At 61.4% G+C, this 23,065-nt stretch carries 21 protein-coding genes; 19 read left to right on the top strand and 2 right to left on the bottom strand.

Going from position 1 to position 23,065, the window contains the following annotated elements:
* Positions 1 to 282: 282 nt before the first annotated feature.
* A complete protein-coding gene (locus B7L72_RS12120) occupies positions 283 to 2,256 on the top strand; it encodes a relaxase/mobilization nuclease and DUF3363 domain-containing protein (RefSeq protein ID WP_081194620.1) in 1,974 nt (657 codons plus the stop codon).
* On the opposite strand, the gene B7L72_RS12125 is transcribed toward B7L72_RS12120, so the two are convergent.
* A complete protein-coding gene (locus B7L72_RS12125; protein WP_081194622.1) occupies positions 2,253 to 3,449 on the bottom strand; it encodes an MFS transporter in 1,197 nt (398 codons plus the stop codon). The genes B7L72_RS12120 and B7L72_RS12125 overlap by 4 nt on opposite strands.
* Before the next feature lie 30 nt (positions 3,450 to 3,479).
* Positions 3,480 to 4,976, bottom strand: coding sequence for a MocR-like pyridoxine biosynthesis transcription factor PdxR (pdxR, locus tag B7L72_RS12130; RefSeq protein WP_081194624.1), 1,497 nt, complete (start codon positions 4,974 to 4,976; stop codon positions 3,480 to 3,482).
* Between the two features lie 107 nt (positions 4,977 to 5,083).
* Here pdxR and B7L72_RS12135 point away from each other — a divergent pair, with 107 nt between their 5' ends.
* From B7L72_RS12135 to trbL, 18 genes are all read left to right on the top strand, one after another.
* Positions 5,084 to 6,325 carry a benzoate/H(+) symporter BenE family transporter gene (locus B7L72_RS12135; RefSeq protein ID WP_081194626.1) on the top strand — a complete coding sequence of 414 codons (1,242 nt, stop codon included), beginning with the start codon at positions 5,084 to 5,086 and terminating at the stop codon, positions 6,323 to 6,325.
* Positions 6,325 to 7,140, top strand: coding sequence for a YggS family pyridoxal phosphate-dependent enzyme (locus B7L72_RS12140; RefSeq protein ID WP_081194628.1), 816 nt, complete (start codon positions 6,325 to 6,327; stop codon positions 7,138 to 7,140). The genes B7L72_RS12135 and B7L72_RS12140 overlap by 1 nt, the downstream gene beginning before the upstream one ends.
* Positions 7,137 to 7,859, top strand: coding sequence for a glutamine amidotransferase (locus tag B7L72_RS12145; protein WP_081194630.1), 723 nt, complete (start codon positions 7,137 to 7,139; stop codon positions 7,857 to 7,859). Before B7L72_RS12140 ends, B7L72_RS12145 begins: the two co-directional genes overlap by 4 nt.
* Positions 7,856 to 8,788: a pyridoxine/pyridoxal/pyridoxamine kinase gene (gene pdxK / locus B7L72_RS12150; RefSeq protein WP_081194632.1), complete on the top strand. Its 933-nt coding sequence runs from the start codon at positions 7,856 to 7,858 to the stop codon at positions 8,786 to 8,788. The genes B7L72_RS12145 and pdxK overlap by 4 nt, the downstream gene beginning before the upstream one ends.
* Positions 8,764 to 9,996 (top strand): aspartate aminotransferase family protein, encoded by a 1,233-nt coding sequence (locus tag B7L72_RS12155; RefSeq protein ID WP_081194634.1) that lies wholly within the window; start codon positions 8,764 to 8,766, stop codon positions 9,994 to 9,996. The genes pdxK and B7L72_RS12155 overlap by 25 nt, the downstream gene beginning before the upstream one ends.
* Positions 9,993 to 11,228 (top strand): tryptophan synthase subunit beta, encoded by a 1,236-nt coding sequence (gene trpB, locus B7L72_RS12160; RefSeq protein ID WP_081194636.1) that lies wholly within the window; start codon positions 9,993 to 9,995, stop codon positions 11,226 to 11,228. Before B7L72_RS12155 ends, trpB begins: the two co-directional genes overlap by 4 nt.
* Entirely contained in the window at positions 11,225 to 12,082 is an 858-nt protein-coding gene (gene trpA / locus B7L72_RS12165; RefSeq protein WP_081194638.1) for a tryptophan synthase subunit alpha, read from the top strand. The genes trpB and trpA overlap by 4 nt, the downstream gene beginning before the upstream one ends.
* 24 nt (positions 12,083 to 12,106) lie before the next feature.
* Positions 12,107 to 13,378 (top strand): serine hydroxymethyltransferase, encoded by a 1,272-nt coding sequence (gene glyA / locus B7L72_RS12170; RefSeq protein WP_081194640.1) that lies wholly within the window; start codon positions 12,107 to 12,109, stop codon positions 13,376 to 13,378.
* Positions 13,379 to 13,392: 14 nt separating this feature from the next.
* Positions 13,393 to 14,334 carry a LysR family transcriptional regulator gene (locus B7L72_RS12175; RefSeq protein WP_081194642.1) on the top strand — a complete coding sequence of 314 codons (942 nt, stop codon included), beginning with the start codon at positions 13,393 to 13,395 and terminating at the stop codon, positions 14,332 to 14,334.
* Entirely contained in the window at positions 14,331 to 14,594 is a 264-nt protein-coding gene (locus B7L72_RS12180; protein WP_081194644.1) for an EexN family lipoprotein, read from the top strand. Before B7L72_RS12175 ends, B7L72_RS12180 begins: the two co-directional genes overlap by 4 nt.
* A 231-nt stretch (positions 14,595 to 14,825) precedes the next feature.
* The gene (locus tag B7L72_RS12185; RefSeq protein ID WP_081194646.1) at positions 14,826 to 16,832 is read left to right on the top strand and encodes a conjugal transfer protein TraG; all 2,007 of its coding nucleotides are present in this window, start codon (positions 14,826 to 14,828) and stop codon (positions 16,830 to 16,832) included.
* Positions 16,829 to 17,293, top strand: coding sequence for a ribbon-helix-helix protein, CopG family (locus tag B7L72_RS12190; protein WP_081194648.1), 465 nt, complete (start codon positions 16,829 to 16,831; stop codon positions 17,291 to 17,293). Before B7L72_RS12185 ends, B7L72_RS12190 begins: the two co-directional genes overlap by 4 nt.
* On the top strand, positions 17,290 to 18,318 hold the full coding sequence (trbB, locus tag B7L72_RS12195; RefSeq protein WP_081194650.1) for a P-type conjugative transfer ATPase TrbB: 1,029 nt from the start codon (positions 17,290 to 17,292) through the stop codon (positions 18,316 to 18,318). The genes B7L72_RS12190 and trbB overlap by 4 nt, the downstream gene beginning before the upstream one ends.
* Before the next feature lie 2 nt (positions 18,319 to 18,320).
* On the top strand, positions 18,321 to 18,668 hold the full coding sequence (locus tag B7L72_RS12200) for a TrbC/VirB2 family protein (RefSeq protein ID WP_081194652.1): 348 nt from the start codon (positions 18,321 to 18,323) through the stop codon (positions 18,666 to 18,668).
* Positions 18,665 to 18,949: a VirB3 family type IV secretion system protein gene (locus tag B7L72_RS12205; RefSeq protein WP_081194654.1), complete on the top strand. Its 285-nt coding sequence runs from the start codon at positions 18,665 to 18,667 to the stop codon at positions 18,947 to 18,949. Before B7L72_RS12200 ends, B7L72_RS12205 begins: the two co-directional genes overlap by 4 nt.
* A 12-nt stretch (positions 18,950 to 18,961) precedes the next feature.
* A complete protein-coding gene (gene trbE, locus B7L72_RS12210; RefSeq protein WP_081194656.1) occupies positions 18,962 to 21,409 on the top strand; it encodes a conjugal transfer protein TrbE in 2,448 nt (815 codons plus the stop codon).
* Positions 21,410 to 21,420: 11 nt separating this feature from the next.
* Positions 21,421 to 22,164, top strand: a complete 744-nt coding sequence (gene trbJ, locus B7L72_RS12215; RefSeq protein WP_081194658.1) for a P-type conjugative transfer protein TrbJ — start codon at positions 21,421 to 21,423, stop codon at positions 22,162 to 22,164.
* 12 nt (positions 22,165 to 22,176) lie between these two features.
* Positions 22,177 to 23,065: P-type conjugative transfer protein TrbL (gene trbL, locus B7L72_RS12220; protein ID WP_081194660.1), on the top strand; the 889-nt coding region annotated here is incomplete at its 3' end.

The following is a 23,065-nucleotide window of genomic DNA, read 5'->3' on the forward strand; positions in this document are numbered from 1 at the left end:
TGCCCGACCTGTGGTCGTGGCTCTGTTCGCCGGCGCGCTGGCTGCTAGCAGCATAGCGCCGCCGGGCCGCCGCTGCCCGGAGCGACAGCGAAGGGCAAAGGCGGAAGGCAAGACAAAAGGGGGCGGCACCTGGCCGTCCGCAAAGTCAGTCTGCACGTGTGGGTGGCGCGGCACATCGCGGCGTTGCCACGGTGCCGCGTGAAGCGCGAAACCCGCACTGATGTTGATTTATCCGCGTGCTTTACGCGACGGAACACGCCACAGCTTTCTAGAGACTCAGCCATGAGTGACCACCACGATGATGATTTTCGTATCCGTCCCAATGCGCCAAAGCACCGGGGACAGGGCTTTGTTTCCAAAGTGCTCAAGCAGACAGGCAAAGCCAGTAGTGGCAAATCCTCGGCACGCCGTCAGACATCGGCGGGTAGCGCTGGCAAGCGGCCCGGCTCACGTCTGGGGCGTGGCCATACCGCCGCACGCTTTACGGGCTCCTCACTGACGCCGTTCTCGCGCCGTGTCACTATCAAAACCCTGTTGGTCAATCAGCGCCGGGCCAGCCCGCAGTCGCTGGAGAAGCACCTGCGCTATATCGAGCGCGACGGCGCGGGGCGTAATGGTGAGCCAGGCCGAGCCTATGGGCCGCAGATCGACGAGGCCGATCTCGATGCTTTCAAGGAACGCTGTCAGGGCGACCGGCACCATTTCCGTTTCATCCTCTCGCCCGAGGATGGAGCCGAGCTAGGCGATCTACGCACTTACGCACGTCACCTGATGAGCCGGATGGAAGCTGATCTGGGCACGCAGCTGGATTGGGTGGCAGTGGATCACTGGAACACTGACAACCCACACACGCACCTGGTTGTGCGTGGGCGTGACGACACTGGCAAAGACCTCATCATCGCCAGCGACTACATCGCCCATGGCATCCGCCATCGCGCCGCCGAACTGGCGACGGAATGGCTGGGGCGGCGCACTGAACTAGAGATCCAACAGACCTTGCGGCGCGAGGTAGAACAGGAGCGGTGGACGAGCCTGGATCGCACGCTGCAGCGAGAGGCTGGCGATGACTACCGGGTGCAGATCGAACGCTTTATCGACCCGACGTTGCAACGTCAGAGACAACTGCTCATTGGCCGCTTGCAACACTTGCAGCGCCTGGGCTTGGCGGACGAGATACAGCCCGGTACCTGGGACATTCACGCCGATGCTGAGAAGACATTGCGTGCCCTGGGTGAACGTGGCGATATCATCCGCACCCTGCAAAGGTCCATGAGCGGCCTTTCACGAGAACTGACTGTCTTTGAACCGGGTGAGAGCGGGCGCAGTGTCATCGGGCGTGTGGCTGGTAAAGGGCTCGCCGATGAACTGCACGACCGGGGTTATTTGGTGATTGACGGCGTGGATGGCAAGGCCCATTACATTTCACTCAACGCCCGTGACGAGTTGACGAACTATCCCACCGGGGCCGTGGTGGAAGTGCGCGGTTCTGCTGAACTACGTGCGGCCGACCGCAACATCGCGGAACTGGCAAGCGATGGCCTTTACCGCACAGACCATCACCTGGTCATCGAACAAGGCCGAACCAAGGTTGGGCGCGACCCGCAAGAAATCGTCGCAGCCCATGTTCGTCGCCTGGAAGCGTTACGTCGTGTGGGCATTGTGGAACGCGTGGCCGAGGGGCTATGGAAGGTGCCGGGCGACCTGCCTGAGCGTGGGCGTCAGTACGATACTCAGCGCCTGGGCGGGGTGGCGGTGGAGCTGAAATCGCACCTGCCCATCGAACGTCAGGCGCGCGTGATCGGCGCTACTTGGCTTGACCAGCAACTAATCGGCGGTGGTCGAGGATTCAGTGACATAGGCTTTGGTGGAGAGGTGAAGGAAGCGTTGCAGGAACGAGCCGACTTCCTCGAAGAACAGGGGCTGGCCCATCGACGCGGGCAGCGCGTGATCTTGGCACGTAACCTACTGGCGACACTGCGCAATAGAGAACTGGCCCAAGCCGCCAAGGACATTGTCGCCGAAACTGGTCTGGAGCATCGCCCGGTGGCCGACGGACAGAGCGTGACGGGCATCTACCGGCATAGCGTGATGCTCGCTAGTGGGCGATTCGCGATGCTGGATGACGGTGTGGGATTCAGTCTCGTACCCTGGAAGCCAGTGATCGAGCAGCGATTGGGGCAGCAGATCGCGGCGACAATGCGAGGTCGCGGAGTCTCTTGGGAAATTGGCAGACAACGCGGGCCATCCATTGGTTAGCCCGCTATTGCGGGCCTTATGCGCTGGTGTCTCTCCTGAAGCAATACGATAGTGGTGGTCGCAACCATAAAGCCAACGGCTGCCCACAATACGCCACTGGCCAGTCCTTGATCCAGCAGAAAGCCGAATAGGAGCGGGCCGATGACGCCGCCCACGTTGAAGCCGGTGGAGACGATACCGAATGTTCTGCCTTCAGCGCCTGCCGGGGATGCGGCACGGACCAGCATGTCGCGCGAAGGTGCCACCATGCCGGTCATAAAACCTGCTGCCCCAAGGGCTATAGCTAGGACCACGGGCGGCATCGGCACCCTGATCACCAACACCACAATGAATGCCGCCAACGCGAAGGTAGCTGCCGCCACATAACCGTGCTTGTCGGTACGATCTGCCAGCACACCACCGGCCAACACACCGAAGGCGCTGGCGAACAGGAAAACTGTTAGTGCCAGGTTAGCCGCCGGTAGCGTCACATCAAATCCTTGGACTAGCGCCGATACTGAAAATTTCTCGATGGCACCGGTGCTCAAGCTGAGAAGGGTGAACAGCAGGGTCAGGACGGCCAGGGTCATCACCGGCGTGGTAATTGGGCGCGCCTTAGCCTTGCGCGGTTCGGCGATATCAGCATCAGGTTGCCCTTCTGGGAGTGGCGAACTGATGGCCATTACGCTCCACGCTATCAGTCCGGCCAGAGCCGCGACGGCAAAGGACCAGCGCGGCGCCACGAGCAGTGCAACACCGACCATGACCGGAGGTGCCAGAGCGCTGCCCAGGAACCCAGCGAAAGTATGGATCGAGAACGCCCGGCCCATTCTGTTCGCGGGTATGCCGCGCGACAGCAGCGAATAATCGGCCGGGTGATAGACTCCGTTTGCCAGCCCAGCCAGGATCATGGCGGCGAGCAGGCACGGGTAATTTGGGAACACGGCGACCAGTCCGAAGCTGGCCGCACCCAGCAGGAGTGCGGCCATCAGCACCCATCTCGCACCCAGCCTGTCCACGACAAAGCCGAGAGGTGCCTGTACCAGTGCCGAAATGATGTTGAACAGACCGATGGCAATACCCAGCTCGACAAAGCCGACCTGCATGGCGCCAGGCAGCAGCGGCAAGAGCGCGGGTACCGCCATGATGTGCAGATGGCTGACCAAGTGGGCGATGGATACTTGGACCAATAACCCGTTGGGTGACGATTTCATTCTTGTCCCTCGTTAGTCCCCTACTAGGGATCAGCAACACAACGCACGCAGCACGCTCGTGAGTTTCTTGACAGCAGTTTCCAGTTCGTGGGGAGCATGGGCGGCAAACCCCATTAGGAAACCGGCTCTGTGTCTGCTCGACGCATGCAGGGCTGTTAGTCCCAATAGGTCGATTCCTGCCCGACGCGCAGATTCCACAGCTTCACGTTCGGGGATGTCACGGATGAACACGCAAGGCATCTGCATGCCGCCGGCCGGCACTCGCGGTTCCAGAAAGTCGGCCAGATATTTTTTTACCAGTTGCGCCAACACATCGCGCCGTTTGGCATAGATGGCACGCATGGTCCGAACATGTGCGCCGAAGTGGCCGTCTTCGATGAAGCGTGCCAGCGTGAGTTGTGGGATCGGTGCGCTGTGTCCGTCCAGCAGGGTGCGGGCCACGGTCATGGGCGCGACCAGTGGTGGAGGCAACACCATGTAGCCGATGCGCAGGCCAGGAAACAATGATTTGGTGAAGGTGCCGATGTAGATCGTCCGCTCGTGTGGATCAAGCCCCTGCACGCAGGCGGTGGGTTTGCCGGCGTAGTGAAACTCGCTGTCGTAGTCGTCTTCGATGATCCAGCTCTGGTGTTGCCTGGCCCATTCGATTACTGCCAGCCGCCGGTCCAGCGCCAGCGTCGCCCCGGTGGGAAATTGGTGTGATGGCGTCAGGAATACCGCCTTGGCCGGTTCATCGGGCGCCTTCGTTGGCTCAAGCAAGTGGTCTACTTGCAGTCCGTCGACATCCAGTGGCACTGGCACACACTCTAACCCGGCGGCATCGAACGCCTTGCGTGCCCCGTGATACACCGGATCTTCGATAAAGATTCGGTCGCCAGCATCGAGCAGCACGGTGGCGCACAGCATCATGGCTTGCTGAGAGCTGGTCAGCACCAGTACACGCTCGGGTGTGGCGCGTGCCCCTCGTTCGAGATTGACGTAATTGGCGATGGCGCGCCGCAGTGGCTCCATGCCCTGTGGCGGGCTGTGCAGCAGCGCCTGAGTACCGTACTCCCTCAACACCTGTCGCTCCAACCGCTCCCAGGTCTGAAGTGGAAAGCTGCGCGTTTCCGGCACGCCGGGCGCGAAGGCGCGTGGTATCAGAAAGTCGCGCACGCCGCCGCTCTGGAACATGGCGCTACCACGCTGGCTGAGGCGTGGTGTCTCCTTTTGCGTTTTCGTGCGCCGTGCCTTGCCACGCCCTGGTAGACGCTGCGCCCGCTCCGATACGAAGCTGCCGCTGCCCACACGACGTTCGATGAAGCCTTCCGCATGCAACTGGCTGTAGGCCGACTCGATCGTATCGCGGGAAACCCCCAGCGACTTCGCCAGGGCGCGCGACGCGGGCAGTGGTCTACCCACATCGAGTGCACCATCAAGGATCAACTGACGAATGGCCCGCTGCACGCGCGCATGCAGCGGCAAAGCGCCATGCGCGGGGTCGCCGATCCAGGCTTTGACGGATTCAAGTTGGGCATGCTTGAACAATTGGTCTGTACCTCTACGTAAAATTGGCAGGGACTATCCATCCATTTTAAAGCTATAAATACATTTCACAACCCGTCTATCCATTTTTCAGGAGTCACCATCAGGCCATGTCATCCGTCCCTTCACCTTCATCTATTCGCTGGAACGATCTAATTCATCCTGTCGTGGCTGGTCTGATCTCGGTCATCGTCAACTACGGTGGTACGTTCATCCTGGTGTTCCAGGCCGCCAAAGTCGCAGGTCTCAGCCCTGAGCTAACGGCCTCGTGGGTGTGGTCTATTTCCATTGGCGTGGGCGTAACAGGGATCATCCTGAGCTGGATTTCCCGAGAGCCGATCATCACTGCGTGGTCCACCCCAGCGGCAGCGTTTCTGGTCACGGCGCTGGCGACAACGCCTTATGCCGAAGCGGTGGGTGCCTACCTGATTTCGGCAGCAGCATTTGTGGTTCTTGGGCTGTCGGGTTGGTTCGAGCGTGTCATCCGCCTGATTCCCCCGGGCGTGGCAGCTGGGCTGCTGGCTGGCATCCTGCTCCAGTTCGGCATTGGGGCTTTTGATGGTATGAGCGTTGACCCGCTGCTGGCCGGACTGTTGATTGTCGCCTATGTGGTGCTCAAGCGATTCTCGGCCCGCTATGCCATCGTGGGCATCCTAGTCATGGGACTGGCCTTCCTGCTGCTTCTGGATCGTGTTGATCTATCGGGGGTGAGCCTGGAGCTTGCCGCTCCTGCCTTCACCATGCCCGCATTCTCGGTCAACGCTGTGTTGAGTGTGGCGTTGCCTCTGTTCCTGATTACCCTGACCGGTCAGTACATGCCCGGCATGCTGGTACTGCGCAACGATGGCTTCAAAACCAGTGCCAACCCTATCGTGACGATTACCGGGCTCGGCTCCCTGCTGATGGCTCCGTTCGGTTCTCATGCCTTCAACATCGCTGCAATCACGGCTGCCATCTGCACCGGCCGCGAGGCACATGAAGACCCGTCAAGGCGCTGGGTCGCCGGTATTGCCGCAGGCGTGCTCTACATTCTGGTCGGTGTGTTCGGGGTAACGTTGGCCGCGGTCTTCATGGCATTCCCTGCAACGTTCATCACCACCCTGGCGGGCTTGGCACTGCTAGGCACCATCGGCGGCAGTCTCGCCGGCGCGATGGCCGATGCCAGGACACGAGAAGCCTCGCTGATCACCTTCTTGGCGGCTGCGGCCAACATCACCTTGCTGGGCATTGGCGGGGCGTTCTGGGGGCTTGTGATCGGGCTGGCGGCCTATGCGGTACTTAATGGTCGGCTGCCGCAGCGGGCACAGGAATCCGCCGTTGCGCCGACGTCATTCAACAAGAGGGTGAACTGATGTCCATGCCGTCCGACACACAGACCCGTCACGACCAGCATGGCCGTTATCCCGAGGCCACCACGGTCAAGGATTTCCGGCACAACCTGGCCGCCGTGCGGACCCGCATCGCCACCGCCTGCCGCCGTGCCGGGCGCGACCCCGCAGAAGTACGGCTGCTGCCGGTTAGCAAGACTAAGCCCGAGGCCCGCCTGCGTCTGGCCCATGCGGCGGGCTGCCGGATACTGGGCGAGAACAAGCCTCAGGAAGCCTTCCGCAAATGGGAGGCAATGCAGGACCTGACCGATCTTCAGTGGTCGGTGATCGGCCACCTACAGACTAACAAGGCCAAGCTGGTGGCGCGTTTTGCCAGCGAGTTCCAGTCGCTGGACAGCCTGCGCGTGGCCGAGGTGCTGGAACGCCGCTTGCAACTGGAAGGCCGCGCGCTCGACGTCTTCGTGCAGGTCAACACCTCCGGCGAGGCCAGCAAGTACGGCCTGGCACCCGAGGATGTACCGGCTTTCCTTCAGGCGCTGCCGGCATTCACGGCGTTGCGGGTGCGCGGACTGATGACACTGGCGCTGTTCTCCAGCGAAGCCGAACGGGTGCGTCAGTGTTTCGTGCTGCTGCGCAGTCTGCGCGACCGGTTACGGCAAAGCGCACCCGCCGGAGTCGGCCTGGATGAATTGTCGATGGGCATGTCCGGCGACTTCGAGATCGCCATCGAGGAAGGCGCCACCGTGGTGCGTGTTGGCCAGGCCATCTTCGGCGCCCGCCCTTTGTCAGACAGCCACTACTGGCCCGGCGAACCCAGCACAGAGAAATCACAACCATGAAAACTGCCATTGCCATCCGCCACCTGGACTTTGAAGACCTCGGCACATTGGAGCCGCTGCTTGTGACACGTGGTTATGCCGTGCGCTATCTGGATGCCACCATTGACGATTTGCACACCGTGGATACGGCATCAGCCGATCTGCTAGTGGTGCTGGGCGGCCCGATCGGCGCCTTCGATGACACCATCTATCCCTTCATCGGCGACGAACTGGCAGTGATTCTTCAGCGACTGGAAAGCCGACGTCCGATGCTGGGTATCTGCCTGGGCGCACAGGTGATCGCCCGTGCGCTCGGTGCCAGTGTAGCCAGCATGGGCGTCAAGGAAATCGGCTTCGCGCCATTGACGCTAACCGAGGAGGGTGAGGCGTCACCCCTGACGGCGCTGGGCAAGGTGCCGGTACTGCACTGGCATGGCGACCGCTTCGACATTCCCGCCGGCGCCACGCGGCTGGCGGGAACGGCCATCTGCGCCAACCAGGCTTTCAGCATTGACAGCCATGTGCTGGCGCTGCAATGCCATCTGGAGGCGGACCCGCGCCGCATTGAACGCTGGCTAGTCGGTCATGCCTGCGAACTGGCGACGGCCGGCGTCGACCCGCGCGCACTGCGCGCCGAAGCACGAGCCCTGCAATCCGATTTGCCGCTGGCGGCACGGATGGCGTTCGCTTCCTGGCTGGACGGGATCGAGACAGCCCCGCCAAGAGGGGCATCATCATGACCGACATCCCCTCATTTGCGCTACCTCAACCACTTCCGCTGGATGAGGTTTCGGTGCAATCACAAGTGGTTTATGGCCGAGTAGGCAACAACGTCGCGGTGCCGACTCTGGAAGCTCTGGCGCTCTCGGTGGCCGCAGTTCCCACCGTGGTATTCAGCAACACGCCGCACTACCCGACGATGCACGGCGGCGCGCTGCCCATCGAATGGTTCGATGGCTATTTGCAGGACTTGTCGGCACGCGGGGCCCTGTGTGCCTTGCGTGCCGTTCTGGTCGGCTATCTGGGCAACCCACGACAGGCTGATGCCCTCGCGCGTTGGGCGCGGGCGCGGCTGACACAACGTGCCGACCTACGCATCGTGATCGACCCGGTAATGGGCGATTACGACCACGGCATCTATGTCGATCCCTGTCTGGTCGATGCCTACCGCCGAGACTTGTTGCCATTGGCCGATGGATTGACGCCGAACGGCTTTGAACTGGCGCACCTGACCGGGCGGACGGTGAACGATATTGAAAGCGTGGTCATCGCTGCCCGCACCTTGCTGACCGGACGTACGCAATGGGTCGCCGTGACCAGTGCTGCACCCGATACCTGGGCAAGGGACGAGATGCAGGTGGTGCTCGTTACCCGCACGCAAGCCGAAGTCATCGTGCATCCACGCATCGAGGTGACCCCCAAGGGCACCGGCGACCTGTTCTGCGCCACCTTGATTGGGCATTGGCTCAATGGCGCTGATCTGTCGGAAGCCACCACGCAGGCGTGTCGTCATGTCGTTCGCGCACTGCGTCATACCCAACAGGCGCAATGCGCCGAACTGCTGTTGCCTATGGCGGACAGCCACAAGGACCGCAGAACAACGGCACGTGAGTCCGTCAGCAAATTCACTTACAGGATTTTCCCATGCAAACAGCCACTTCCCATCTGATGCGGGCTTATGCCCGCCAACCCGTTTCCTTCGTACGCGGCAGCGGTGCGCGCCTCTGGGATGAACAAGGCGTGGAGTACCTGGACGCCATCGCCGGTGTCGCGGTCACCAGCCTGGGCCACGCCCATCCGGAAATCGCCACGGTCATCGCCGAGCAGGCTGAGATGCTGCTGCACACTTCCAACGTCTTCCGCATCGACTGGCAGGAGCACCTGGGCGAGCGCCTGTGTGCACTGACAGGCATGCAAAGGGCCTTTTTCTGCAATTCAGGCGCAGAAGCCAACGAAGCTGCCCTCAAGCTGGCAAGACTGCACGGTCACCGCAAGCAGGTAGCCGGGCCAAAAATTGTTGTGATGGAGAATGGCTTTCATGGCCGCACCATCGCGACGCTTTCCGCCTCCGGCAACCCCACTAAGCAGCAAGGCTTCGAGCCGTTACTGCCCGGCATCTTGCGGGTGCCCTATAACGATATTGAGGCGGTTCGCCGCATAGCTACCCATGAGTCCGGTATCGTGGCCGTGCTCATCGAGCCGGTACAGGGTGAAGGCGGTATCCGGGTTGCCAGTACAGACTACCTACGCGAACTGCGTGACCTTTGCGACAAGCACGACTGGCTGCTGATGCTCGACGAGATTCAGGCCGGCATGGGCCGCACCGGCACCTGGTTCGGGCACCAGCACGCGGGTATCACGCCGGACGTGATTACGTTGGCGAAGGCACTGGGCAACGGCTTTCCCATCGGCGCCTGCCTGGCACGCGGCGCGGCGGCCGATCTGTTCTCGCCCGGCCAGCACGGCTCGACCTTCGGCGGCAATCCACTGGCTTGTCGGGTAGCCTGTACCGTGCTCGAGATCATGGCCCGCGACAAGTTGCCGCAGCGCGCCGCCGCACTGGGCGCTCGCCTGCTTGCTGGCTTGCAGAAGGCACTAAGCGATCATCCGAACGTCACCTCCATCCGCGGCCAGGGACTAATGGCAGGGATTGAGCTGGACAGGAATTGCAAAGAGCTGGTCGGGCGGGCGCTGGAGGAGCAGAGGCTGCTCATCACCGTAACCCGCGACACTGTCATCCGGCTATTACCGCCGCTGGTTTGCGATGAGATGCAAATCGACGACATCGTGGTGCGTGTCACTCGCTTGTTGTCGTCAAGCGTGATGATTGGTGCTGTCACGACTGAAGCGGCTGTGCAGAAGGGGTCGACAACATGAGGCAGAAGCCAGTCTACGACCAACCCAACCTTGAAGGCTTGTTCGGTCGCTTTGGTGGGAGCTTCATCAGCGAGACGTTGGCGCAAGCTGTCGAGGAACTGCATGTGGCCTATCGGCGCTACCGTGACGATCCCGCCTTCATTGCCGAGTTCGAGGAGGAATTGGCCGATTACGTTGGCCGTCCCTCACCGGTGTACTACGCCCGTCGTCTCAACGAGGAAACGGGAGGTGCGCGCATCTTCCTCAAGCGCGAAGACCTCAACCACACCGGCGCCCACAAGATTAACAATGTGATCGGTCAGGCCATGCTGGCGCGGCGCATGGGCAAGCGGCGCATCATCGCCGAGACCGGCGCGGGCCAGCACGGTGTTGCCACCGCGACGATCTGCGCCCGCTACGGCCTGGAATGCGTGGTTTATATGGGCAGCGAGGACATCGAGCGACAGCGCCCCAACGTCCAGCGCATGGCGCTGCTGGGCGCGACCGTGGTGCCGGTGACTTCCGGCTCATGCACACTGAAGGACGCCATGAACGACGCGATCCGCGATTGGGTCACGAACGTCGATCACACCTTCTACTTGATTGGCTCAGTGGCCGGTATGCACCCGTACCCGACGATGGTGCGGGATTTCCAAACCGTAATCGGCAAGGAGTGTCTGATCCAGATGCCGACTCTGCTCAAGCGCCTGGGCTTGGACAAACAGCACCCAGACGTGGTGATCGCTTGTGTCGGCGGCGGCAGCAACGCCATCGGCATTTTCCACCCGTACATCGAACACGAAGGCGTGCGTCTGATCGGTGTCGAGGCGGCTGGGCTGGGGCTGGACACCGACCGGCATGCCGCCTCAATCCAGCGCGGCAGCCCCGGCGTGTTGCACGGCAACCGCTCACTCATTCTTCAGGACGACAACGGCCAAGTGCGGGAAACCCACAGCATCAGCGCCGGCTTGGACTATCCCGGCGTTGGACCAGAGCACGCCTGGCTGCACGAAATCGGTCGTGCCGAATACGTTGGTGCCACCGACGACGAGGCGCTGAGTGCCTTCCATCTTCTCAGTCGCGTGGAGGGCATCATCCCCGCGCTGGAGGCCAGCCACGCCGTCGCCTATGCGATCAAGCTGGCGGCTACGCTGCCCAGTGACCAAGCCATCCTGGTCAACCTGTCCGGCCGGGGCGACAAGGACATGGAAACAGTGATGGCTCAGGCGGATGCCATGGGAGGTCAGTCATGAGCCGACTTGAGACGACCTTCCAGCGTCTGCGACGGCAGGGGCGCAAGGCGCTGATCCCCTATGTCACCGCTGGCTACCCCGGCGTCGACATCACCCCGGCGCTGATGCACGTACTGGCCGAAGCCGGCGCCGACATCATCGAACTCGGCGTGCCATTCTCCGACCCGTCTGCTGATGGTCCGACCATTCAGGCCGCCAGTGAACATGCACTGCGCCTAGGCATTGGCCTGCCGCAGGTATTCGATCAGGTGCGACGCTTTCGCGAGTCGGACACCAAAACACCGGTGGTGCTGATGGGCTATGCCAACCCGATCGAACGCTACGATCTACTGCGCCAGACGGGTTCCTTTGCTGAGGACGCAGCCCGTGCGGGTGTGGATGGCGTGCTGGTCGTAGATTACCCGCCCGAGGTGTCCGGGGAACTGGCGACGCAATTGCGCCGCCATGACATCGACCTGATTTTATTGTTGGCGCCGACCTCCACCGAGCGGCGCATCCGACAAGTTACCGACCGCGCCAGCGGCTACGTCTATTGCGTTTCCATCAAAGGCGTCACCGGTACCAAGACGCTGGACATGACTCAGGTGCGCGACACGCTGGCGCGCGTTCGCCGCCATGTGCGTATTCCCGTCGGCGTCGGGTTCGGTATCCGCGACGCCTGCACGGCCAGGGAGGTCGCCCAGGTGGCCGATGCCGTCGTGATCGGCTCCTGGCTCATCGAAAGCCTGGCCGACAAGCCGGCGGCCGAGGCGCTGGCGGTGGCCAGTGATTTGATCCGCGATGTGCGCCATCAACTGGACCTGGACACGCCCAAGCCGGATCCCGCCTTCAAGCCCGAATATCCCAAAACCTGAATTCCAGAACAAAGGACCAACCCTATGTATGACACCTCCCTGACCCTCACCGATTTCGACCCCGAACTGGCCGAAGCCGTTCAGCACGAAGAGCGCCGCCAGGAAGATCACGTCGAACTGATCGCTTCCGAGAATTACGCCAGCCCGCTGGTGATGGCCATCCAGAACTCGGTGTTCACCAACAAGTACGCCGAAGGCTATCCAGGCAAGCGCTACTACAGCGGATGCGAGCATGTGGACGTGGCCGAGCGCCTGGCCATCGAACGGGTCAAGGTGCTGTTCGACTGCGACTACGCCAACGTTCAGCCCCATGCTGGCGCTCAGGCCAACGCGGCGGTGTTCCTGGCACTGACCAACCCTGGCGATACCGTGATGGGCATGAATTTAGCTCAGGGTGGCCACCTGACCCACGGCAATCCGTCCAATTTCTCCGGTCGCCACTACAAAATTGTGCCCTACGGGCTTGATCCCGAGACGGGACTGATCGACTACGACGAAATGGAACGCATCGCGTTGGAAACCCGCCCCAGGATGCTCATCGGTGGCTTCTCGGCCTATTCACGCCACAAAGACTGGGCGCGCATGCGCGCCATCGCCGATAAAGCGGGCGCTATCTTCTGGGTGGACATGGCCCACGTCGCCGGTCTGGTGGCGGTGGGCGAATACCCGGACCCACTGCCACACGCTCATGTGGTGACCAGCACTACGCACAAAACCCTGCGCGGCCCGCGCGGTGGCATAATCCTGGCCAAAGGACAGAATGAGGACTTCTACAAGAAGCTCAATTCTGCAGTGTTTCCCGGCATCCAGGGCGGCCCGCTGATGCATGTCATTGCTGCCAAGGCGGTGGCCTTCAAGGAAGCACTGCAGCCCGAATTCAAGGCCTACCAGCGACAAGTGGTGACCAACGCCCGCGCGATGGCTGCAGTGCTTCAACGGCGTGGCTACGAAATCGTCTCCGGCGGTACCGACAACCACCTGATGTTGATCGACCTGTCTTCCAAGCCATACACCGGCAAGGATGCGGATGCGGCACTGGCCGGTGCCTATATCACCGCAAACAAGAACTCGGTGCCCAACGACCCGCGCTCACCCTTCGTCACCTCGGGGCTGCGTATCGGCACACCAGCCGTGACCACGCGCGGCTTTGGCGTGACCGAGTGTGAACAGTTAGCGGGTTGGCTGTGTGACGTGCTGGATGCGCTGGAGACCGGGGGGCATGCGCTAACCACGGTTCGTGATGGGGTGCGGAAACAGGTGGTGGACCTGTGCCGCCGCCATCCCGTGTACCAATAGCGGACGACTGGCATATGGAATTGCGGCATCTGCGCTGCTTCTTGGCCGTGGCCGAAGAACTTCACTTCGCCCGCGCTGCCGAGCGGCTGCACATCGAGCAGTCGCCGCTGTCGCGCACCATCAAGGAACTGGAAGAAGACTTGGGCGAGCAGTTGTTCGTCCGCACCAGCCGCAGTACGCGGCTGACGCGGGCCGGTAAATTGTTTTTGGAGCATGTGCCGCGCGTCTTCGCTGCGCTGGAACAGGCCCGCGACAGTGTGAATGCGGCGGCCAATGGTTTTCACGGCCAGTTGCGCATCGCGCTGTCCGATGGCATCACACCCTCACGCCTGCCGTCCTTGCTGGCGCTTTGCCGGCAGGAGGAACCCGAGGTCGAAATCCGATTGTTTGAGGTGCCTCTGTCGCAGCAACTCAAGGGATTGCATGACGACCTGTACGACGTGGGTTTCGCACAGTCGGACGAGGTGGGAGATGGTATCGCGGCCGAGCCGATCTGGAGCGACCCGCTAATGGTCGCTGTTCCAGCGCGGCATCCGCTGCTCAAGCACAAACGTATCCCGCTGGACGAAGTGCTGCGCTATCCACTGGTGCTATGCGATCCCAAGGTATGCGAAGGCCATGCGCGCCAGGTCGAGCGGGTGTTGCGGCGTGCGGAGCAAGAACCCTTGATCGCCGAGCGCGTGGCCTCCTGCGACCTGATGATGGCGCTGGTATCGGCAGGCTTTGCTCTCGGCCTGGCGGGCGCGCCGCACATCGCTTCCAGCCGCGAACCTGGTGTGGTCGCTCGGCCGTTGGCGGGCCGTTCGCCGATGCTGACGACTTATTTACTGCATCGGGAAGCGGAGACGTCGGGAGTACTGGTCCGGTTCATTGAGCGGGTACAGGCTATCGAATCGCCTGAAGGCGGCAGGCTAGTGCCACCGCCCGAATCGGATCAGGAGGAAGTCGAACTATGAAGCAGATCGTCCCATTATTACTTGTCGCGACATTGGCCGGATGCGGTCAACCGGAATCGCCTCGACAGGCCGAGGTGTTGACTGTGGAAGAACTGGCTGCTGATCCCAAGCGGCTGAAGGAGTTGCGACAGCAGTGCAAAACGGAACGCGCTCAGCTGGGCGATGTGCTGTGCAACCGAGTCGCCGAGGCTACGAACCAGCGCTTCTTTGGCGACGGGAGTACGCCTTACACCCCGCCGGAGGAATCGCCCAGATTCTGACAGTCGATATTTACCAACATAGTTCTTTTTTTACTGACACGCCGCAATGCGCTCATGCTTGCGGTGTTTTTCCTGCCTCTTTCCCTGCATGAAACGATGTTTTTTGCATCATCTTGGTTCCGATAACAGTCTTTGACCGGCACCGGCCTGGCACTGATCCTCGCGTTATGCGGCACGTTCTCGTGTCGTCATTGAACGAAGCATTAACGCGGGAATACTGGAGGCCAGCCAATGCAAGCTCAGGGCGTGCTGTTTGGGCAGATCGCTGCCGTTTTCGGCATCGTGATCGCCGGTGTGTGGGGAGCCACACAATGGACTGCCGCCGCTCTGGACTATCAGCTCCGCCTCGGTTCGCCTTGGTTTGATCTCTTCGGCACACCGGTTTATCCCCCCTGGAAATTGTTCGAATGGTGGTTCTTCTTTGGCGCTTACGCGCCGGAAGTTTTTGACACCGGCGGCGCGATTGCGGGTGGCAGTGGCCTGATGGCCGTTGTCGTTGCTATCACCATGTCGGTATGGCGTTCTCGGCAATCCAAACGGGTCACCACCTATGGGTCAGCACGCTGGGCCAGCGCCACCGACATCCGTAAGGCCAAACTGTCCGAGCCGGTGGGTGTTTTTCTCGGGCTGCACAACGACCAATACCTGCGCCATGAAGGTCCAGAACATGTACTGGCCTTCGCACCGACGCGCTCCGGCAAGGGTGTTGGTCTGGTCGTGCCAACGCTGTTGTCTTGGCCCGCCTCTGTGGTCATCCACGACATCAAAGGTGAGAACTGGCAGCTCACTTCCGGCTGGCGTTCGCGCTTCTCACACTGCCTACTGTTCAATCCCACCGATGCGAACTCGGCCGGCTACAACCCGTTGCTGGAAGTACGGCGTGGCGCGCATGAAGTGCGCGACGTGCAAAACATCGCCGACATCCTGGTTGATCCCGAAGGCGCGCTAGAGCGTCGCAATCACTGGGAAAAAACCAGTCATGCGCTGCTGGTGGGTGCCATCCTGCATGTGCTTTATGCAGGCGAAGACAAAACGCTGCGCGGTGTCGCCAATTTCCTGTCCGATCCGGCGTGCCCGTTCGAGCTGGCCCTGCACCGAATGATGACGACGAAGCACTTGGGCGATACGCCGCATCCAGTGGTGGCTTCTGCTGCGCGGGAAGTTCTCAACAAGGCAGACAATGAGCGTTCAGGTGTGCTCTCCACCGCTATGTCCTTCCTGGGGTTGTACCGTGATCCCACGGTGGCGGTAGTCACATCACGCTGTGACTGGCGCATCGCCGATCTTATTGCGGCCGAGCACCCTGTATCGCTGTACCTGGTGGTACCGCCATCGGACATCAGCCGGACTAAACCGCTTATCCGGCTGATCCTCAACCAGATAGGGCGTCGGCTCACGGAGTCACTCGACGGCTCCGACGGCATTGAGCGGCGCCACAAGCTGCTGCTAATGCTCGATGAGTTCCCGGCGCTGGGCCGGCTCGATTTCTTTGAGACTGCACTGGCTTTCATGGCCGGCTACGGCATCCGCAGTTTCCTCATTGCGCAAAGCCTGAACCAGATCGACAAGGCGTATGGGCAGAACCATTCGATTCTGGACAACTGCCATGTACGAGTGACGTTTGCCACCAACGACGAGCGTACCGCCAAGCGCATTTCTGAGACGTTGGGCACCGCCACCGAACTGCGCGCGCAGCGCAACTACGCGGGCCACCGGCTCGCGCCCTGGCTCGGGCACCTGATGGTGTCGCGCCAGGAAACGGCGCGGCCATTGCTGACGCCTGGCGAGGTGATGCAGCTTCCATCCGATGAAGCCGTGGTGATGGTTTCCAGCGTGGCGCCGATCAAAGCTAAGAAACTGCGTTACTACCTTGATGCCAATTTCAAGCAGCGCGTGCTGCCGACGCCTGTAACCGCGGCGGAGCATTACATGGATGCGCCCCCGTCTCGACCCGACGACTGGAGCGGGTTGGTGATGCCAGCCACGTCGGCGCCACCGGCGGAGACGCCTGTCGAGGAAATGAAGAATACCGCCACGACCGATGACGGGGGCCCACGCCGCCAACCCGAACTATCCGAGACAGTCGCTTACAGCCCTGAGCCGGAACACGCGGCCAGCGATCTGGCATTGCTCGATGACGACGAGCCGGTGGCGGTACTTCCCGGCCAGCTCGACCATGCCATGCAGCGCGTCGCGCGTCTGGCGTCCCTCAACCCTGATGATGGAATTGAGCTATGAGTCGATACCGATTGAATCTCTTTATCCAGCCTGAGCACGCCAAGCGACTGGACGAATTGGCCGCCAAGAAAGGCGTCTCGAAATCCAGCATTGTCGCGGCTGCCTTGGCGTCCTGGCTGTCACCGGATGCGGCCGACCAGCGCGAAGCTGCCATCGCCAAGCGGCTGGATCGCCTGTCACGCCAATACCAGAAGTTGGAGCGCGACCAGAACATCGAGATCGAGACGCTGGCGCTGTTCGTGCGCTACTTCCTGACGGTCAGCACGCCGGTGCCAGAAGCGCACCAGGATGCGGCCCGCGCCCAGGGCAAGGCGCGTTTCGAGCAGTTCGTCGAACAACTCGGCCGCCACCTACTGCGTGGCCGCAGCTTGGTGCGTGACGTGGTGGAGGAGCTTCATCCTGATCCGATGCGCATGGACGAGACGGCAGCAACGGCCGAGGCGCGGGAGCATACCTCATGAGCGCCGTTCCACAGACTTCCGCTGCAGTGGCACTGGATCGGCGTATCCAGATGCTGCGCACAGCCATGGGGCCGGTGATCGCTGCGGCGCTGGAAGATCCGGACGTGGTTGAAATCATGCTCAATCCCGACCGCACGCTGTGGGTGGATCGTTTGTCGTCCGGCCGCGCCCCGCTGGGAGTGGAGCTGTCTGAAACCGATGGCGAACGCATCATCCGGCTGGTAGCTGCACACGTTGGCGCAGAAGTGCATCGTGGACAACCATTGTTGACTGCCGAGTTACCGGAGACGGGCGAGCGCTTTGAGGGCATCTTGCCGCCGGCTGCGCCGGGACCGGCCTTCGCCCTGCGCAAGCGCGCTTTGGGTGTGATTCCGCTGGAACGCTATGTCTCCGCCGGGATGATGACGGCGCAGCAAGCCGACTTCCTGTGCGGTGCGGTGCGCGAACGGCAGAACATCCTTATCGCCGGCAGCACCAGTACCGGCAAGACCACATTGGCCAACGCCTTGCTCGCGGAGATTGCTACCACCGGAGATCGGGTGCTGGTGCTCGAGGACACCATCGAGCTGCAATGCGCTGCCCATGACCACGTACCGCTGCGCACCCTTGCCGGCGTCGTAACCATGGGCGAACTGGTACGCGCCACCATGAGACTGCGTCCTGATCGCGTGATTGTCGGTGAGGTGCGCGGTGGTGAGGCGCTGGATCTCATCAAGGTCTGGGGCACGGGCCACCCCGGTGGTATTGCCACCATTCATGCCGGTTCCGCCCTAGGAGCTCTTTTGCGACTGGAGCAATTGATTCTCGAAGTCGCGGTGAATCCACCGCGCCCGCTGATTGCCGAGGCAGTCAATGTCGTTATTCATATCGCCGGGCGTGGCCGCAAGCGCCGCATCACGGACATTGCCCGGGTGATGGGCCTCGACCCTGCTGGCTACCGCCTGGTGGACGCACTGGACACAGCCTTGCCCGAATTGCCACTGCCATCTGATTCAACCCCGTCCCCCTGTCCCATTGGAGAATAACCATGACACACAACCTTGCCCGGTTTCATTTATATCCGCTTTTCCGCTCCGCCTGGCGAGGGTTGCTGCTGACCGTGCTGATGCTCTTGCTGGTTAGCACAGCGCAAGCTGCCGGTTCCAGCATGCCCTGGGAAGGCCCGCTACAAGCGATCCTCGAATCCATCCAGGGGCCGGTGGCACGCATTGTCGCGGTAATCATCATTATCGCTACGGGCCTGGCGCTGGCCTTCGGCGACACGTCGGGCGGCTTCCGCAAGCTGGTCCAGATCGTATTTGGGCTTTCTATTGCCTTCGCCGCGTCCTCGTTCTTCTTGTCGTTCTTCAGCTTTTCCGGCGGGGCCGTGGTATGAGCGTCGCCAATGAGGGGGGCTCGGCGTTCGCGCCCGGCTTCGAGATTCCGCTGCATCGCTCGCTGACCGAGCCGATTTTGCTGGGTGGTGCGCCGCGCACGGTCGCTATTGCCAACGGCACCCTGGCTGCCGCTGTCGGATTGGGCCTGCAATTATGGATTCCTGGCGTGGTGCTATGGATCGTTGGTCATTCACTGGCGGTCTGGGGCGCGCGGGTCGACGCGCAGTTCATGCAGGTCTTTGCCCGGCATATCAAACACAAGCCGTTGCTGGACGTGTAGGGAGATGTCGCGATGCTGAACCTCACCGAATACCGCCAGCGCCCCGCACTATTGGCCGACTGGTTACCTTGGGCAGGACTGGTCGCGCCGGGGGTCGTGCTCAACAAGGATGGTTCGTTCCAGAGAACGGCGCGCTTTCGTGGACCGGACCTGGACAGTGCCACGCAGGGGGAGATGATCGCCACTACGGCGCGGCTCAACAACGCACTGCGCCGATTGGGGTCAGGCTGGGCGCTGTTCATCGAAGCCGAACGTGAGCTTGCGGCGAACTATCCACACTCGGATTTTCCCGAGGCACTGTCCTGGCTGGTGGATGAGGAGCGTCGCGCTGCTTTTGAAGAATCGAGCCAACACTTCGAGAGCAGCTATCACCTGACGTTGACCTTCTTACCGCAGGAGGAATCCCACGCCCGCGCGGCCAAGATGCTGTACGAGAACGCACCCGGTGAGGGTGTAGATTGGCATGGCCGACTGGAAGCCTTCGTGGCGGAAACCGGTCGCGTGTTTGATTTGCTCGACGGCGTGATGCCCGAAATCGCCTGGCTGGATGACAGTCAAATGCTGACCTACTTGCACGCGACTGTCTCGACACGTAATTACGAGATAGGCGTGCCCGAGGTGCCGTTTCATCTTGATGCGTTACTGGCGGATTGCCCGCTAGTTGGCGGCCTCGCGCCCACGCTAGGCGATCACCACCTACGCGTGGTATCGGTGCGCGGTTTCCCGACCTCAACCTGGCCGGGGATTCTGGATGATCTGAACCGGCTTGGCTTCGCCTATCGGTGGAGTACGCGCTTTCTGTGCCTCGATAAAGCTGAGGCGGAAAAGGAACTCGGCCGCCTGCGGCGTCAGTGGTTCGCTAAACGCAAGAACGTGTTGGCGCTGTTGCGCGAAACCATCTTTCAGCAAGAGTCACCGCTGGTGGATACCGACGCCAACAACAAGGCGGCGGATGCTGATGCGGCCTTGCAGGAGCTGGGCAGCGATCAAGTTGCTTTTGGCTACTTAACAGCCACTGTCACAGTGATGGACACCGATGCTGGTGTAGCTGATGAGAAACAGCGCATGGTGGAGCGTGTCATCCAGGGGCGCGGGTTCGTCACCATTCCTGAAACGCTTAATGCTGTCGATGCCTGGCTGTCCTCTATCCCTGGTAATGCCTATGCGAATGTGCGCCAGCCCATTGTTTCCACACTGAACTTGGCGCACTTGATGCCGGTGTCGGCGGTATGGGCTGGACCGGAGAGGAACCAACATCTGGACGGCCCGCCGCTGATCGTCACCCGCACCGATGGTGCCACGCCGTTTCGGCTAGTGACACACATTGGTGATGTGGGGCATACCCTGGTCGTGGGGCCGACCGGTATGGGCAAGTCCGTGTTGCTGGCCATGCTGGCGATGCAGTTCCGCCGTTACGCCGGTGCGCGAATTTTCGCTTTCGATATGGGGCGCTCCATGCGCGCCACCATCCTGGGCCTGGGAGGCGAGCACTACGATCTGGGTGCCGATGGCAGCATTGCCTTTCAGCCGTTGGCTCGAATCGATGCTGAGGGTTACCGCACCTGGGCGGCGGAATGGGTGGAGGGCCGCCTGCTGCACGAAGGCGTCTCCGTTGGCCCCGAGGAGAAGGCTGCCATCTGGTCAGCACTGAGCAGTCTCGCCGGGGCGCCACCGGAGCAACGCACCATGACCGGGCTGTCCGTCTTGCTGCAATCCAACGCGCTGCGCCAGGCGGTCGCGCCCTATGTGCTCGGCGGTGCCCACGGCAAGCTTTTGGATGCCGATCATGACCGGCTCGGTAGCGCCGACGTGCAGGGCTTCGAGATGGAGGAGCTGATGCACAGCAAGGCGGCGGTACTGGCCGTGCTGGGCTATCTGTTCGCGCGCTTTGACGAACGCTTTGACGGCGCTCCTTCGCTGCTGATTCTCGATGAATCCTGGCTGTTCCTCGATGACCCAGTGTTCGCGGCGCGTATCCGCCAATGGCTTAAGACGCTGCGCAAGAAGAATGTCAGTGTCATCTTTGCCACGCAGTCACTGGCCGATATCAAAGACTCCAGTATCGCCCCGGCCATCATTGAAAGCTGCGCCAGCCGCATTTTCCTGCCAAACCCACAGGCCACCGAGCCGCAGATTCGCACTATCTATGAGGGCTTTGGCCTTAACAATCGGCAAATTGAGATCGTTGCTAGCGCCGAACCAAAACGGGACTACTACTACCAGTCGCGCTTGGGAAATCGTCTGTTTGATCTCGACTTGGGGCCAATTGCGTTGGCATTTGCGGGCGCCTCTGCACCGCAGGATCAGCGTGACATCGACCGCGTACTGGGAGATGCAGGTGCACCAGGTTTCGCCGCCGCTTGGCTGCGCCATCGTGGTCTTGATTGGGGCGCCGACCTGTTGCCTTCGTTTACTGGCCTTCCGTCAGCGACCGCTTTCAATCCCAATATCGAACCGTAGGAGACTCCTTTATGAAGACTAAACCCCGCTTGTTGTCCTTCTCGCTGGCAGCCGTTCTGTCGGTGTCGCTGATGACCGTGCAGTCCGCGTCCGCATTCACTGTATTCGACCCTTCTAACTTCGTGCAGAACACGCTGACCGCGATCCGCACACTGGAGCAGATCAATAACCAGATCAACCAGCTTCAGAACGAGGCGCAAATGCTGAGGAACCAGGCACGCAATCTTGCAGGTCTGGATTTCAATACAGTCAATCGGTTGCGCTCAACGCTGGCCACCACCGAGCGCCTGATAGCTGAGGCGCAGGGTCTGGCCTATGACGTGCATAACCTCGACCGCGAGTTCGCACGGCTGTATCCGGAAGCGTACGCCGCCACCGTCAGCGGCGATCAGATGTACCAGGATGCGCAGGAACGCTGGAAGTACACACTCGACGGGTTGCACACCGCTATGCGGATGCAAGCCCAAGTATCGCAGAACCTGACACAGGACGAACACGTACTGGCCGACCTGGTGAGTCAGAGCCAGTCGGCAGAAGGCGCCTTGCAAGCCACGCAGGCGACGAACCAGCTTCTAGCCTTGCAGGCCAAGCAGTCGATTCAGGCCCAGCAACTTCAAATTACCCAGGAAAGGGCGGCAGCTCTGGAGCTGGCACGCCAAGCCGCCGCGACTGAGCGTGGTCGCGAGGTGACACGCCGCTTCCTGGGCAACGGCACGCCCTACACGCCACAGCGTGTGGATTTCTACGGCAACTGATGAGGCTGGGCTATGAATGACGTGACGGTCATCGATCGTTTCCTCAACACCTTCGCCACCTACATCGACTCGGGGTTCGGGCTGTTGCAGGGTGAGGTGGCGTTTCTGACCGCCACACTGATCGCTATCGACATGACCATCGCCGGTCTTTACTGGGCGATGAGCCATGCCACAGGCCAGGGCGAGGACGTGATCGCCAAGCTGCTGCGCAAGGTGCTTTACGTCGGGGCCTTCGCCTACATCATCGGCAACTTCAATTGGCTGGCCAGTATCGTCTTCCGCTCCTTTGCCGGCTTAGGCCTGACGGCCAGCGGCTCGACCGTGAGCATGGAGCACTTTTTGCAGCCGGGCCGGCTGGCCAAGATCGGTATTGACGCCGGCACCCCGATTCTGGAACAGATCAGCGAGATGTCGGGTTTCCCGGAAGTGTTTGTGAACCTCACTCCTATCGCGGTGATGTCTCTCGCTTGGTTGGTGGTCATCGTCTGCTTTTTCATACTGGCGGTGCAGCTCTTCATCACACTCATTGAGTTCAAGCTGACCACCTTGGCGGGCTTCGTGCTGGTGCCGTTCGCCTTGTGGAACAAGACCAGCTTCCTTGCCGAAAAGGTGCTGAGCAACGTGGTGTCTTCCGGCGTCAAGGTGCTGGTACTGGCCGTGATCGTCGGTATCGGCACGGGGCTTTTCGCCGAGTTCCAAGTACATCCTGACGAGCCGTCCATCGATCACGCATTGGTCATCATGCTGGCTTCGCTCGCCTTGCTGGCGTTGGGCATCTTCGGGCCGGGCATCGCCACCGGGCTGATTTCTGGCGGACCGCAATTGGGTGCCGGTGCAATGGCAGGCGCGGCTATTGGCGCTGCCGGTACCGCCGTGGCCGTTGGCGCCACTGCAACGGGGG

Source organism: Halomonas sp. BC1 (assembly GCF_002078135.1).
GTDB lineage: Bacteria > Pseudomonadota > Gammaproteobacteria > Pseudomonadales > Halomonadaceae > Vreelandella > Vreelandella stevensii.